This is a genomic window from Neorhizobium tomejilense, from assembly GCF_964254135.1.
GTDB classification, from domain to species: Bacteria; Pseudomonadota; Alphaproteobacteria; order Rhizobiales; family Rhizobiaceae; genus Neorhizobium; species Neorhizobium tomejilense.
This window is the reverse complement of the sequence record NZ_CAXUSO020000001.1, coordinates 3,890,266-3,904,323: the sequence shown is the minus strand read 5'-3', so window position 1 is coordinate 3,904,323 and position 14,058 is coordinate 3,890,266. Positions and strand designations below refer to the sequence as shown.

Below are 14,058 nucleotides of genomic sequence, written 5' to 3'. Positions count from 1 at the left end.
CATCAGGATTTCGGCGCGTAGCCGAGGTAATTGTCCTGGATGAGGATGTGGTCGGCCACGTATTTGGCGTCGTGCCAGACACCCCAGATGAAGCTGGAGCCGCGCCCGGAGAGCCATGGAAGGCCGAGGAAATAGATGCCTTTTTCTGCCGAGACGCCGCGCTGGTGTCTGGGGCGGCCGGCCGCGTCGAAGGCATCGACCTTTAGCCAGCTATAATCCGAGACAAAGCCCGTTGCCCAGATGATGGTGGTGACACCGGCGTCGCGCAGGTTCAGCTCGCGCAGCGGGTTAGTGACGCAGTCGACTTCAGGCCCGAGGATACGCGCATCCGGCTCCTGCGGAAGATCGAGACCGTTGCGGGCGACAAAAGCGTCTGCCTCGTCGAGCAGCGACAGGTAATTCTGGTCGCCGCGATCGAGGTTGCGTGCAAGATCGTCGGCAAAGGAAACCGATCCCTCACGGTATGCGGCGGTCATGCCGGCAAGCACCATGCCCTGCGATGCGAGGCGGCGGAAGTCGATTGTCTTGCCGCCGTGCGCACCGCTGACGGCGATGGTCACATGCTCCGAGCCGGGAGCCTGCGCCTGTGCGTCCCATTTACCGAGAACACCGAGCCACCAGACGAAATCGCGGCCGCGATAGGCGCGGGGAGGGCGGTCATGCGGGCCGATGGATAGGTAGACCTTGCGGCCGGAAAGCATCAGCTCCTCGGCAATCTGGACGCCAGACGAACCGGCGCCGACGACCAGCACGGCGCCGTCTGCAAGCTGGGAGGGATTGCGGTACTCGCTCGAATGCATCTGCCTGACGCCGGTATCCGCGGGCACGATCGGCGGAATGCTCGGGCTCTGGAATGGCCCGGTGGCGACGACGACGTTGAGGGCTTCGATCGCGCCGTCGGATGTTTCGACGCTGAAGCCGGGGCGGTCTTCAAGCCGTTCGACCTTGGTGACTTCGGCACCGCAGCGGATAGGTGCCTTGTGCATGTCGGCATAGGCTTCGAAATAATCGGCGATGCCATCCTTGGGCACGAACGCATCCGGGTGGCCGGGGAAATCCATTCCGGGAAAGCGGTCGTGCCAGGCGGGACCGTTGGCAACGAGCGAATCCCAGCGCATCGAACGCCAGCGTTCGGCAATGCGGCCGCGCTCCAGCACGATGTAGTCAACGCCGTTGCGGTTCAAGTGTTCGCTCATGGCCACACCTGCCTGGCCGGCGCCGACAACCAACGTATGGATCTTCTCGACTGACATGCACTCGCCCTTTTCTGTTTCCGCCAAGACCCGCCGAACGGCGTCAGCTATGGTTCCGCTCTATCGAACGGTTGGCATTCGGAAAATTACGATTTGTTGCAGCACTGGTTAGGATTGGCGAAAGCAGGGCAAGGCGGCGCGGCGAAGCGCTGTCGCCAGGTCAGGCTGCAGGAGAACATTTACATTTTGGAAAAGCGCAAATAATAAGCTGGCCTCCATCCCTTCGCATTGGCATGGGCTTACCCGTCGGCCTTCGGGCGTGACATTTGGCATCGGGGCCTGAAATGCGTTTCACACTGCGTCAGCTCGAATATTTCATTGCCACCGCCGAGGCCGGTTCCATCACGCTTGCATCGGATCGCATCCGTGTTTCGCAACCCTCCATCTCCACCGCGATCTCGCAGCTGGAAATCGAGCTTAACACCCAGCTTTTCCTGCGGCGCCACGCACAGGGTCTGTCACTGACACCGGCCGGCCAGAAACTGCTGCTCCAGGCCAAGGCAGTGATCGAGCAGGCCCAGAACCTCTATACGGCGGCGTCTGAAGCGACAGACCAGATCCGCGGAACTCTGTCGCTCGGCTGCCTTTTGACCTTTGCGCCCATGTTGCTGCCGGAAGTCAGCCAGAGCTTCAAGGCTGCCTATCCCGGCGTAACGGTCCGGCCGACTGTCGCGGATCATCGTACGCTGCTGACGCGGCTGGAGCGTGCTGAACTGGATATTGCACTCTCCTACGATCTGTCAGTTCCCGAAGGCTTCGAGTTTACTCCGCTTGCCGAACTGCCGCCTTATGTTCAGGTAGCCGAGACCGATCCACTGGCGGAGCGTTCGGCGATCTCGCTTGCCGAATTGGAAGCACACGAGTTCATCTTGCTCGATCTGCCGCTGTCCCGGGATTATTTCTTGGGGCTTTTTGCTGCTGCCGGTGCCAACCCGAATATTGTTGCTCAGATCCAGCATCAGGAAGTCATCCGCACGATGGTCGCCAGCCGGTATGGTTACACGCTCGCCAACGTCCGGCCCAAGAACAAGGCGGCGCTGGATGGCCGGGGGCTTGTCGGCCTCCGTCTGTCGGGGGATCACAAGCCGATGCGCATTGGCCTGATCCGCGTAGGCCAGCAGGTTTCCACCCGGCTGGTGCGGACCTTCGAAGAGCACTGCGGCCAGCTGATTTCCGACAGTTACGTGCCCGGCATGGAAGCCCCGATTCTCAACCTGCGTCGGACGGGGCAGAGCTAGGCTCGCTTTTTTCAAAGCACCAGTTCCGAATATCCTATTTTTCTTTTTGATCGTCGGCTGACAGGGTGCGTGCCAAACGCCGCCAGGCCAGTGCGGTGAGTGCCGCATCACGGAGTCCAGTATGCTAGAGAAGAACCAGTCCGCGGCCCAGACGATCGCTTCAATCATCGATGCGATGACCAACCAGGAAAAGGTCGATCTGCTTTCCGGTTTCGGAATGTGGAAAACTGCGGCGGTTCCCGCTTACGGCATCAAGCCGATCGTCATGACCGATGGCACCTACGGCGTACGTTATTCGATCCCGCAGATCGACAGCGATGAACGTGGCGGCATGGACCTCGATGCCTTCCTGTCGGTGGTCAACCAGCGCGCCAGCGACGTCGCCATCGCCTGGGGCGAAATGAAGCCGGCGACCTGCTTCCCCAACGGTTCAGCCATGGGCAACAGCTGGGATGAGGGTCTGATGCAGCGGCTTGGCGTGTTGCTCGGCCAGGAATGCCGGGCCATGGGCGTCCATCTGCTGCTCGGTCCCGGTATCAACCTGCGCCGTACGCCGCTTGCCGGCCGTTCCTATGAATATTACTCGGAAGATCCACTGGTCACCGGCAAGCTCTCGGCGGCGGTCATCGAGGGCATCCAGTCCCAGGGCGTCGGCACCTCGCTCAAGCATTTCGCCTGCAACAATTCCGAAGTCGAACGCACCACGATGGACAGCGTCGTTGAAGAGCGGGCGCTGCGGGAAATTTACCTCAAGGGTTTCGAGATCGCCATCAAGCAGTCGAAGCCCTGGACGATCATGTCCTCCTATAACCGCTTGAATGGCGTGCAGGCCTCGCAGGACCCATGGCTCCTCAATGGGGTCCTGCGCGATGAATGGGGCTTTGACGGCGTGGTCGTTTCGGACTGGCACGGCATCAAGGACCGTCCGGCCTCGCTGATGGCTGGTGGTGATCTCGATATGCCGGAAAGCCCGCGTCGCAAGGCGGATCTTCTTGCGGCGCTCGACAGCGGTGCTGTTCCGGTCGAGGTGGCGAACCTGTCGTGCCGGCGCATGCTGGAGGTGATCGAGCGCTGCAACGCAGGCGCAAGCCAGCCGCTACCGGTCTATACTGCCGAGGAACACCATGCCGAAGCGCGTGCGATGGCCGCGGCCTCGATGGTTCTCGTGCGCAACAAGGGTCTGCTGCCGATCCGGCCCGACATGAAGAACATTCTGGTTGTCGGCCGCGATGCCGGCACTCCGGTCATCCAGGGTTCGGGTTGCGCCACGACGATCCCGACCATGGTCGACCAGCCGCTGGAGCAGTTGGAACAGGCCCTGGGAAGGAACCACGTCCTGACGTTCCGCGGGGAAGCCGATGCCGAAACACTGGCGCTTGCGGCCAAGGCGGATCTGGTTCTGGTCTACACCTCGACCGAAGGCGCATATGACGGTGAAGGTTCCGACCGGACCACGCTGGCGCTCGGCCCCGGTCAGGATGCGATGATCGCAGCCCTCGCGGCGGCCTCGGAAAAAGTCGCGGTGGTGATCGCCTGCCCGGATGCGGTGGAAATGCCGTGGGTCGATCAGGTCGGCGCGGTGCTCGTGACCTTCTATTCCGGCCAGGCCATGGGCGGTGCCGTCGCTGACGTGCTGACCGGCAAGGTCAACCCGTCCGGCAAGTTGTCCGTCACCTTCCCGAAGCGTCTGGCAGACGTGCCCGGCTTCCTGCATTATCCGGGTGAGAATGGCCGGCACATCTATGGCGAGGGCATTCATGTCGGCTATCGCGCCTACGATCTGCGCGAAATCGAGCCGCTGTTCCCCTTCGGCTACGGCTTGAGCTATACCAGCTTTGCCTATTCCGACCTGACGGTTTCATCGCCGCAGATCGGGCTTCACGACGCGATCACCGTCGCCTTCACCGTCACCAATACGGGTGACCGGACCGGTGCTGAAGTCGCGCAGCTTTATCTGCAGGCGCCAGGCAAGCGGCTGAAGCGTTCACCGCAGGAGCTCAAGGGTTTTGCCAAGCCGGTGCTGGCGCCGGGCGAAAGCAAGCGGGTCGAAATCATCATCAAGGGTTCGGATCTGGCAATCTGGGATCCGGCGCTCGGGCGCTGGGTGTTGGAAGGCGTCGAAGCCCGGCTGGTCGTCGGCGCCTCTTCGCGCGATCCAAAGCTTGTCGCCGATCTGACGATCAAGCCTTCGGTCCTGCCGTTTCGTCGCATCGCCTACGATACCCAGCCAGCCTACGTCCTGCCGAATGCCATCGCCTGCGAGCACATCTGCGCCTATCTGACAAACCGTTGCAATATTTCGAAAGAGGATGCGATGCGCATGCTCAATCACTGCTCGAATTCGTTCTTCGGCATCTTCACCTCGCTCGAACGCCGTCTTCGTGTCTCCATTCCGGAGGCCGAGGTTGCCGGACTGATCTCCGAAATCAACGCGGCGATGGACGGAGCGGAGTCAAAACTGTGACCTCGACTGAGGATTGGCTGGAGCGCCTGGTCGCTCATCCCACGGTCAGTTCCGAGACGAACCTGCCGCTGATCGAGGAGATTGAGGCGACGCTAGCGAATGCGGGTGCCGTCTGCGAGCGCTTCTACGATACGAGCGGGCAAAAGGCGGCACTTCTGGTGCGTCTGGGGCCTGATGTGCCGGGAGGGCTGATGCTCTCGGGACATGTCGACGTGGTGCCGGCCGCTGGGCAGGACTGGACCGTTCCCCCTTTCAGCCTGACCCGGAAAGATGGAAGGCTTTACGGGCGCGGCACGACCGACATGAAAGGCTTTGTCGCTTCCGCCGTGGCGCTGGCCGAGGCAATCGATGTCAGAAGCCTGGCCGCTCCGCTATGGCTTGCCATCTCCTATGACGAGGAGATCGGCTGCGTCGGCGTCAGGCCGATGCTTGAAGAAATCGTAGGGCGGGACATCCTGCCCGACCTGATCGTCGTCGGCGAGCCGACATCGATGCAGCTTGGTCTCGGCCACAAGGGCAAGATGGCTTTTCACGTCAAGGCCCGGGGCGTTCCGCGCCATTCCGCCGAAGCGCCGCTTGCACTCAATGCGCTGCATATCGCCACCGACTTCGTATCCGGCCTGCGGAAATTGCAGGACGAGATCGAAGCCCGAGGTTCGCGTGAGCCCGGTTATTCGGTGCCCTACGCTACGGTGCATGTCGGCAAGCTGTCGGGTGGAACCGCGGTTAATCTGGTGCCGGATCAAGCGGAACTGCTGATGGAATGCCGCATGATGGCGGCCGACGATCCGCTTGCTCTTGCCGAGCAGGTCCGCAAGGCCGGCGCGGCCGCCGTGGCCCCGCATAAGGATCGCTTCAAGGAGGCATCGATCGAGATCGAGATTACTGGCAATTATCCAGGCCATTCTGTCGATCGCAACCATCCGATGGTGCAAGCATTTGCGTCGTGCCTGCCGAAGGGAGCCAGGGACTGCCGTGTCAGCTTCGGCACGGAGGCGGGTCTGTTTGCGCAGGCGCTGGACGTTCCAGTGGTGATCTGCGGCCCCGGCAGCATGGATCAGGGGCACCGCCCGGACGAATTCATCGAGGAAACCCAGCTTGCCCTGTGCGATGCAGTGCTTGCCGAGGCCTGTATTCGGTTTTGCACAAGCCGTCGGCCGCTTGCTTCGCATGTCCCAAAGCAGATGCACGGAAAAATGTAATTTACCGAAGCCGTCGCGACGGGAAGAGTAGGGTTGATGAAGGTCAAATAAAAACGCCGGAGGGTAAAAATGAACAACAATGTATCACGCCGTGGTTTCATGAAGACGACGACCGGGCTTGCCGCGATGGCGCTTGCAGCTCCGGTTCTTCTGAAGGGCAACCGCGTATTTGCCGGCGAAACGCTGGTCGTACGCGACATGGGCGGCGCCTTCTACGAAGGTTTCAAGGTTGCCTTCTATGACACCTTTGCCGCCGAGACGGGTGTTACCATACAGACCAACACCAACGAGCCAGATCCGATCCCGCAGTACAAGATGGCGATCGACACCGACACCAAGCTGTTCGACGTCGCCCTGATGACGCCGGAACACGTGCTGCGCATCCGCAAGCTCGGCAACAACTATATGTTGCCCCTTAACATCGAGGTCCCCAACAAGGCCGACTTCGCCCCGCATACGTTCGAACCGGATTTCGCCGGCGTTGCGATCTTCGCGCTCGCCATGGCTTACCGCAAGGACACCATGAAGACGGTTCCGACCAGCTGGGCCGATTTCTGGAACGCCAAAGCTTTCACAGGCCGCCGTGGCATGTGGCGCAGCCCGGTCACGACGCTGGAAATGGCATTGCTCGCTGATGGCGTTCCGCTCGACAAGCTTTATCCGCTCGACGTCGATCGCGCCTTCAAGAGCCTCGACAAGGTCAAGTCCAGCATCGACATCTGGTGGACTTCGGGCGCTCATGCAACCCAGCTTCTTCAGAATGGCGAACTTGACATGATGTCGACCTGGTCGACCCGCGCACAAGCAGCCATCAATGCCGGCGCACCGGCTGGCATCGTCTGGAATGGCGGCCTGTTCAACATCGATGGGTGGACCATTGCCGGCAACACGAAAAAGGCCGATCTTGCCCGCAAGTTCATCGAATGGTGCCTGGATGCAAAACGTCAGGCAGCTTATACGGGCATCCTGGCTTGCGGCCCGACCAACATGAAGGCCTACGAGCATCTGAGCGCGGAAAAGGCTCAGCTTCTGCCGACGGCACCCGCCAACATCAAGGGCCTGGCTGTTCTCAATGCTGCCTATTGGGCAGAGCATCAGGACGAACTAACCCAGCGCTTCGAACAGTGGATTCTGAGCTGATTTTCAGCGGAAACGACCACCTGAGCTTCAGGTCTCGCCGTTCGGCGAGACCGCTTATCTGACAATGGATGGCCGGTTCTGCGCTAAGCTGAACGGGCCATTTCAACAAACGGGACATCCATGGCTGAGCTTTCCGCCAAAGACACCTTCTCACGGAAGCGCCTGCGAGCGGATAGCCTCTGGCTTACCATGCCGGGGCTTGTCTACATGGCTCTGTTGCTGATCCTGCCGGCTGGCGCACTGATCTGGCAATCCTTCATCGATCCGAGATCCGGTGCTTTCGATCTGACCGTCTATCGGCAGATGTTCTCGGCCGGCGTCTACGTGAAGGTGCTCGCCAACACGTTCGCCATCTCGGCCCAAGTCACCATCGTCTGCCTTCTGGTCGGTTATCCCATCGCTGTCTGGCTGGCCGGCATGCCGGAACGTCGCCGGCGCATGGCCATGTGGCTGGTCCTGCTACCGTTCTGGGTCAGCCCGCTTCTGAAAAACTTCGCCTGGATCGTGCTGCTCGCCCGCAAGGGCATTGTCGCGCAGATGTTGACCGGCATGGGTTTCGATAGCCAACTCGACCTGCTCTACGGCCGCGGCGCGGTCATCTTCGGCATGGCGCATGCCATGCTGCCTCTCGCGATCCTCACAATGCTGCCGACCATGCTGTCGATCGACGGCCGCCTCATCCCCGCCGCCATGACCATGGGCGCAAGCCGTAGCCAGTCCTTCTGGCGCATCTTCGTGCCACTTTCCATGCCGGGCGTTGCCGCAGCCGGCCTGCTCATCTTCGTGATGGGCCTCGGTTTCTTCATCACGCCGGCTCTTCTGGGCTCGCCACGCGAAACGGTCATCGGCCAGATGATGATTACCCAGGTTCAGCAGCTGTTCAACCTGCGGCTAGGCGGCGCTCTTGCGACCCTCCTTCTCGCCGTGACGTTGATTACCATCGCCGTTTACGATCGTTTCTTCGGCATGTCGGCCGTCTCGGGCAATAGTGCTGCAGCCAGGCGCGGCGGCGTTATCGGTGCCATCGGCAGCGCATTGATCGAGATCGGTGCGTTTGTCTGCGACTTCATTGCCAGCCTGTTCCCAGCGCGTCTTGGGCGTCGCGTCTTCACCACGTTCGTTTGGATTGTGATTGCAATTATGATCGTGCCGGTTCTGGCATTCCCGCCGATGGCTTTTTCCGGCTCGAGCTTTCTCGAATTCCCGCCGAAAAGCTTCTCGCTGCGCTGGTTCCAGACCTATCTCGGCTCCGATCAGTGGATGGGCGCAACCGCGCGTTCAGCCGTGGTCGCGATCGTGACAGGTGTTGTTGCCACCATCATCTCGGGCATGGCAGCCTATGGACTGGCACGCACACAACGCAAGGCCGGCGGCCTGATCTTCCTGTCGTTCATGCTGCCGATGATTGTACCCAATATCGTCATCGGCGTATCGTTGTTCTATGTGCTTGCCAAAATCGGTCTGATCGCGACCAATACCGGCATCATCCTCGGCCACACGCTCTCGGCCATGCCGATCGTCTTCGTCATCCTGCTGACTACGTTCCGGAGTTTTGACTGGCGTCTTCTGCAGGCGGCCGGAACACTCGGCGCAAACGGCTGGCAGCAGATCCGTCTCGTCCTTCTTCCACTGATCAAGGGCGGTGCCATCGCGGCCTTCCTGTTCGGCCTGCTGCACTCCTTCGAAGAACTCACCATAGCGCTGTTCGTAGGTGCGGGCGTCAAACAGACGCTCCCAAAGCAGATGTGGGACGATATCATTCTCAGCATTTCTCCGACCCTGGCTGCCGCCTCGGTCTTCATCGTGGCGGTGGTGACAGTACTCTTCGTCATCGCCGAAAAGGCAAGGCCGCGCTGACATGCGAAACGCCGCCGACCCCCTCATGACCAAAGGAACCACATTCGACATGTCAGCCGCCTCTGCGAACACGCCGGAAATCAAGCTTAAGGTGAATGGCCTGGCCAAACTCTACGGCCAGACCACCGCACTCGATCATGTCGATCTCGAAGTCCGCACGGGCGAGCTTCTCACGCTTCTTGGACCCTCCGGCTCCGGCAAGACGACACTTTTGCAGCTCATCTGCGGCCTGCAGGAACCGACGTCGGGTACCGTCATCATCGACGGCAAGGATCAGACCCACGCACCGGTCAACAAGCGCGACATTGGCGTCGTATTCCAGAACTACGCGCTCTTCCCGCATATGACAGTGGCCGAAAATGTCGGCTTCGCACTGAAAATGCGCCGTCTGCCGAAGGCCGAGATCGACGCCAAGGTGGCTAACGCGCTGGAAACGGTCGGCCTCGCGCATGCAGCATCACGCTCTCCCTCGCAGCTTTCCGGCGGCCAGCAGCAGCGCGTCGCCTTGGCCCGTTGCCTCGTCTACGATCCGGCGATCATCCTGATGGACGAACCGCTCGGCGCGCTCGATGCCAAGCTGCGCGAAGCCATGCAGATCGAGATCAAACGCATCCACCGCGAGACGGGGGCGACGATCATCTTCGTCACCCACGACCAGCAGGAAGCGCTGGCACTGTCAGACCGCATCTGCCTGATGAACGACGGCAAGATCGCCCAGCTCGGCACGCCGCGCCAGATGTATGACGAGCCGCAGAACCTGTTCGTTGCGGATTTCATCGGCATCTCGTCGATCATCCGTGGCACCGTGAGGGCCGGCGCACTCGAAACTGCCGTCGGGACGCTACCGATCGCCGGCGAGGATCAAGCCGACGGTACGAAGGGTGCGATCGTCGTTCGACCGGAAGTCATCACGCTCGGTGAAGGCTTCTGCGAGGGCCGGGTGCGCGAAACCGTCTATGGCGGTTCGGAACTGCGTGTGATCATCGACGCCGGCAAACAGGAAATCATCGCCCGGGCTCCCGCTCAGGCCGGCGACGTGGCGGTCGGCTCAATGGTGCGCTTCGGCTGGGCGCCAGACACCGCCCGCTTCCTCGCCGACAAGGGCTGAGCGTCAAGGAACCGAGACATGAGCGCCTTGCGTTTCCTCTATGACTGCGACCCCGGCGCCGACGATGCGCTGGCGATGCTTCTGGTGCTCGGCCGACTGCACCGATAGCGGGCCGCCGCAACAGATGGCAAATAAGGGCGGGAAAGGCTACTCGTTGGGGTCTCGACGATTGACTGAAGAGGGCCGAAAGCTGCCACGCCCCTGCAATCGTAGCCTCCGTCGGAAGCTCTCAGCTCACGCTTGAGGCTTGCCACCGTCTTCCAAGGCGGCCATGGCAATGGCCTGCCTGCGGGCGTCGCGGTAGCGGGAAAACTGCGTGTCGGCGATCACGCCGGCAAGGATGACGCTGCCCATGACGGCGAAGTTCAGTGAAGAGGGGATGCCCAGGAGATTGACGAGATTTTGCAGGACCTGAAGCAGGATCACGCCCAGCACCACGCCGATGATCGACCCCTCGCCACCCCGCAGGGAGAAGCCACCCAGGACCGCGGCGGCTATGCCGTACAGCTCGTAGAAATTGCCGTGGGATGAAGGCTGGACAGAGCGGGTATACATGGCGAAAAACACCGCCGAAATACCCGTCAGGAAAGCGCAAAGCACATAGGCCTGGATGGTGACCCTGGCGGTGTCGATACCTGAAAAACTTGCAGCCTCGGGATTTTTGCCGACGGCAAAAAGATGCCGGCCGAGCACGGTCCGGTGCAGGAGAAACCAGGCGGCAACAGCTACCAGCAGGAACGCGACGACGGAATGCGGCACGCCGGCTGTGCGGCCCGCGATCAGATATTCGAGCATCGGAAAGTCGGACCCGAAGGTAAAGCCGGCTGTGCCATCCCTGGTGTAGAAGCGCGCGATGCCGCGATAGATCAAAAGCCCGCAGAGCGTGACGACGAAAGGCTGAAGCTTGAGGCGGGTTATCAGCCAGCCGTGCAGAAGGCCGATGGTGGCTGATAGCACCAGCACGATTGCAAGTGCGACCGGCCAGGGAACGCCGAAGCTGGCGATAAGATCGACAAAAATGACGCCTATCAACGCGATCACCGAGCCGATGGACAGTTCGATGCCCGCCGTGACGATGACGAAGGCCTCGGCAATGGAGAACAGCCCGAAGAGGCCGATCAAGTTTGCCGTGTTGGCCAGGTTGATCGGCGACAGGAATCGTGGATTCATCAGGGCGACGATCGCGCCGACGGTCATCACAAGCGTGGCTAATCCGATATCTTTTTTATGCATGCTACGGAGTTCCTATTCCACGGCCAGTTGGAGAATGGTCTCCTCGGTCAGTTGATCGCGCGTAAGCGTCCCGGCGATGCGACCGCGGCACATGACGGCGACCCGATCGGATATCCCGACCACCTCTTCCATGTCCGACGAGATCATCAGCAGCGCTACGCCATCGGCGGCGAGCGCCTGCATCAGGCGGTAGACTTCCGCCTTGGCGCCGACATCGATACCGCGTGTGGGCTCGTCCAGAATGATGATCCTCGGCTTCATTGCCAGCCATTTGGCCAAGACCACCTTCTGCTGGTTGCCACCGGACATTTCTGCCGCCGCGCGACCGAGGCCTGCCGTCTTGATGTTCAGTTTGTGCCGCGATGCCTCAGCCAGGGCGGTCTCGGCGCCCATATCGACAAATCCTAGTCGCGACAGCGCGGCATGGCTCGGCATGGCGATGTTCTCGGTGATCGAGAAATCGAGAAAAAGGCCTTCCGTCTTGCGATCCTCCGGCACCAGGCAGAGGCCGGCGGCGATGGCGGCTGGAACGGAATGGCCGACGAGCCGCTGGCCCTCGATCTCCAGCACGCCCTCTTCGATGCGGTCTATGCCAAAAAGCGCGCGGGCAAGCTCCGTACGCCCCGCGCCGACCAGGCCCGTCAGGCACAGGATCTCGCCCGCGCGCAGGCAAAGGTCGAGCGGATGCTGCGGATAGGCCTTTGTGCGCAGTCCCTTCAATTCCAGCACCGGCCTGCCGGGGTCATGCTCTGCCTTTTCATAGAACTGGCCGACATCGCGGCCGATCATCAACCGGATCATGGCGTCCTTGGTGATCTCGCCGCAGCCGAGGGTTCCGGCATTGCGGCCGTCACGCAGCACCACGACGCGGCTCGCCACCTCCTCGACTTCAGCCAGGCGGTGGGTGATGAACAGCACCGCCACGCCGTCGGCGCTCAACTGCCTGATGACGTCAAGAAGACGCTTGGTCTCGGACAGGGTCAGGCTGGACGTGGGTTCGTCGAGAATGAGCAGGCGCGGATCGATCGAAAGCGCACGGGCGATTTCAAGCAATTGCTGGTCGGCCAGGGACAGGCCGGAGACAGCGTCATTCGGACCGAAACGAGTATCCAGCCTGGCGAGGATCGGCGCGACCCTGCGCTCCATGGCGGCCTGGTCGAGGAAGCCGAACATCCCGCGCCTGATCTCCCGCCCCAGAAGCACGTTTGCCGTCACATCGAGATTGGAAAACGGATTGAGTTCCTGGTGGACAAGGGCGATGCCGCGCTCATGCACGCGCGCCGATGTCAGCGATGTCACTTCCTCGCCATCGATGACGATGTGGCCCTCGTCAGGTGCGATGGCGCCGCTTAGCACTTTCATCAGCGTGGATTTTCCCGCACCGTTTTCTCCAACCAGGCCGACCACTTCGCCGCCGCGAATGCTCAGCGAGACATTGTTGAGGGCGATTGCTCCCGGATAGACCTTGGTAATCCCCAGAAGGTCGAGCGATATGTCCTTTTGCCGATAGGCCGTCATCGAAACTCCCGGATGGCAGGAACGGATAGGTGCTGCACGAACCACGGGAGTTCGTGCAGCAGGGACCTTTTTTGGAGACGACTTCTATTTCCCCACGCGCGCCTTCAACTCGGCGGCGAAGGCATCGACATTGCCCTTGTCGATCTTCTTGGTCGGCACGATGATCAGGCCGTTTGCCGGTACCTGCGACTTGTCGCCCTTCAGGTAGGCGGCCATCAGCTTCATGCCCTGGTATCCCCATTGGTAGGGATCCTGGACCACGGTTCCGGCGAATTTGCCTTCCCTCACCGCGCCGAGGGTGACGGGATCTTCGTCGAAGGCGATGACCTGGATTTTTCCCAGCTTGCCGGCCGCCTGCAGCGCTTCGTAGATCTTGGGCGGATTATAGGAATAGAAGCCGACCATGCAGGTGATGTCAGGGTTGGCGGCCAGCACGTCATCGACATTCGACCGGGCTCGGGCGAAATCGACATCGTCGCCACGCACATCGACCAGCTCTATGCCGGATCCTTTAACCGCCTTGCGGAAGCCTGCGATCCGTTCGACGGCATTGTCGGCCCCCAGGAAGCCGACGAAGCCCATGCATTTTCCGCCCTTGGGCATGACCGCCCGCGCGATCTCGCCGGCCTGGACCCCAGCATCCGTATTGGACGAACCGAGATAGGCGATGCGCTTGCTGGCGGGCGCATCGCTATCGGTGGTGAACAGCGGCACCTGGGCCGCGATCCTGTTGAAGGCGCCGATCGAGTTTTTCGGATCGGCCGACGAGATCATGATCGCATCTGCCCCGGCGGCGACCAGGTCGTCCATCAGGGCATTCTGCAGGGCGGCGGTCCCCTGGGCCGGGTAACGGAACTGCAGGTCGTAACCAGGCAATTCAGCCTGGGCCGCCTTCACGCCAGCCTCAGCCAGTTTCCAGAAATCGGACGCGGCGTTGACGACAAAGGCGAGCGCCGGCTTGTCCTCGGCAAGTGACGGACTGGCGGCAAGCACCAGGCCTGCGGCGAGTATCAGCGAATTGAGACGTTTCATGTTGCTCCTCCCC

At 61.3% G+C, this 14,058-nt stretch carries 10 protein-coding genes; 6 read left to right on the top strand and 4 right to left on the bottom strand.

Annotated elements, in window-relative coordinates; all coding sequences use genetic code 11:
• Window positions 1-2: 2 nt before the first annotated feature.
• On the bottom strand, window positions 3-1,253 hold the full coding sequence (locus tag ACSQ3G_RS19285; protein ID WP_436111175.1) for a flavin-containing monooxygenase: 1,251 nt from the start codon (window positions 1,251-1,253) through the stop codon (window positions 3-5).
• A 284-nt stretch (window positions 1,254-1,537) separates the two neighbouring features.
• On the opposite strand from ACSQ3G_RS19285, the gene ACSQ3G_RS19280 reads away from it, so the two are divergent.
• The 6 genes from ACSQ3G_RS19280 to ACSQ3G_RS19255 all read left to right on the top strand — a co-directional run bounded on the left by ACSQ3G_RS19280 (window position 1,538) and on the right by ACSQ3G_RS19255 (window position 10,262).
• Window positions 1,538-2,491 carry a LysR family transcriptional regulator gene (locus ACSQ3G_RS19280; RefSeq protein ID WP_436111174.1) on the top strand — a complete coding sequence of 318 codons (954 nt, stop codon included), beginning with the start codon at window positions 1,538-1,540 and terminating at the stop codon, window positions 2,489-2,491.
• Window positions 2,492-2,612: 121 nt separating this feature from the next.
• A complete protein-coding gene (locus tag ACSQ3G_RS19275) occupies window positions 2,613-4,955 on the top strand; it encodes a glycoside hydrolase family 3 C-terminal domain-containing protein (RefSeq protein ID WP_436111173.1) in 2,343 nt (780 codons plus the stop codon).
• Window positions 4,952-6,157: an acetylornithine deacetylase gene (gene argE / locus ACSQ3G_RS19270; RefSeq protein ID WP_436111172.1), complete on the top strand. Its 1,206-nt coding sequence runs from the start codon at window positions 4,952-4,954 to the stop codon at window positions 6,155-6,157. Before ACSQ3G_RS19275 ends, argE begins: the two co-directional genes overlap by 4 nt.
• A 69-nt stretch (window positions 6,158-6,226) precedes the next feature.
• The gene (locus ACSQ3G_RS19265) at window positions 6,227-7,297 is read left to right on the top strand and encodes an ABC transporter substrate-binding protein (protein ID WP_436111171.1); all 1,071 of its coding nucleotides are present in this window, start codon (window positions 6,227-6,229) and stop codon (window positions 7,295-7,297) included.
• Window positions 7,298-7,417: 120 nt separating this feature from the next.
• Window positions 7,418-9,154, top strand: coding sequence for an ABC transporter permease subunit (locus tag ACSQ3G_RS19260; RefSeq protein ID WP_436111170.1), 1,737 nt, complete (start codon window positions 7,418-7,420; stop codon window positions 9,152-9,154).
• Window positions 9,155-9,179: 25 nt separating this feature from the next.
• Window positions 9,180-10,262, top strand: a complete 1,083-nt coding sequence (locus ACSQ3G_RS19255; RefSeq protein ID WP_436111169.1) for an ABC transporter ATP-binding protein — start codon at window positions 9,180-9,182, stop codon at window positions 10,260-10,262.
• Between the two features lie 234 nt (window positions 10,263-10,496).
• Here the strand turns inward: ACSQ3G_RS19255 and ACSQ3G_RS19250 are convergent, their stop codons facing one another.
• The 3 genes from ACSQ3G_RS19250 to ACSQ3G_RS19240 all read right to left on the bottom strand — a co-directional run bounded on the left by ACSQ3G_RS19250 (window position 10,497) and on the right by ACSQ3G_RS19240 (window position 14,045).
• Complete coding sequence (locus ACSQ3G_RS19250; protein WP_436111168.1) at window positions 10,497-11,495, bottom strand: ABC transporter permease; 999 nt, start codon at window positions 11,493-11,495, stop codon at window positions 10,497-10,499.
• Window positions 11,496-11,507: 12 nt separating this feature from the next.
• On the bottom strand, window positions 11,508-13,013 hold the full coding sequence (locus ACSQ3G_RS19245; RefSeq protein ID WP_436111167.1) for a sugar ABC transporter ATP-binding protein: 1,506 nt from the start codon (window positions 13,011-13,013) through the stop codon (window positions 11,508-11,510).
• An 84-nt stretch (window positions 13,014-13,097) separates the two neighbouring features.
• Window positions 13,098-14,045 carry a sugar-binding protein gene (locus ACSQ3G_RS19240; protein WP_436111166.1) on the bottom strand — a complete coding sequence of 316 codons (948 nt, stop codon included), beginning with the start codon at window positions 14,043-14,045 and terminating at the stop codon, window positions 13,098-13,100.
• Window positions 14,046-14,058 lie beyond the last annotated feature (13 nt).

Bases quoted from the DNA above. Each gene is read 5' to 3' on its own strand.
- ACSQ3G_RS19250 (WP_436111168.1), bottom strand. From the start codon at position 11,495: ATGCATAAAAAAGATATCGGATTAGCCACGCTTGTGATGACCGTCGGC.
- ACSQ3G_RS19260 (WP_436111170.1), top strand. From the start codon at position 7,418: ATGGCTGAGCTTTCCGCCAAAGACACCTTCTCACGGAAGCGCCTGCGA.
- ACSQ3G_RS19255 (WP_436111169.1), top strand. From the start codon at position 9,180: ATGACCAAAGGAACCACATTCGACATGTCAGCCGCCTCTGCGAACACG.
- ACSQ3G_RS19275 (WP_436111173.1), top strand. From the start codon at position 2,613: ATGCTAGAGAAGAACCAGTCCGCGGCCCAGACGATCGCTTCAATCATC.
- ACSQ3G_RS19240 (WP_436111166.1), bottom strand. From the start codon at position 14,045: ATGAAACGTCTCAATTCGCTGATACTCGCCGCAGGCCTGGTGCTTGCC.
- ACSQ3G_RS19265 (WP_436111171.1), top strand. From the start codon at position 6,227: ATGAACAACAATGTATCACGCCGTGGTTTCATGAAGACGACGACCGGG.
- ACSQ3G_RS19285 (WP_436111175.1), bottom strand. From the start codon at position 1,253: ATGTCAGTCGAGAAGATCCATACGTTGGTTGTCGGCGCCGGCCAGGCA.
- ACSQ3G_RS19245 (WP_436111167.1), bottom strand. From the start codon at position 13,013: ATGACGGCCTATCGGCAAAAGGACATATCGCTCGACCTTCTGGGGATT.
- ACSQ3G_RS19280 (WP_436111174.1), top strand. From the start codon at position 1,538: ATGCGTTTCACACTGCGTCAGCTCGAATATTTCATTGCCACCGCCGAG.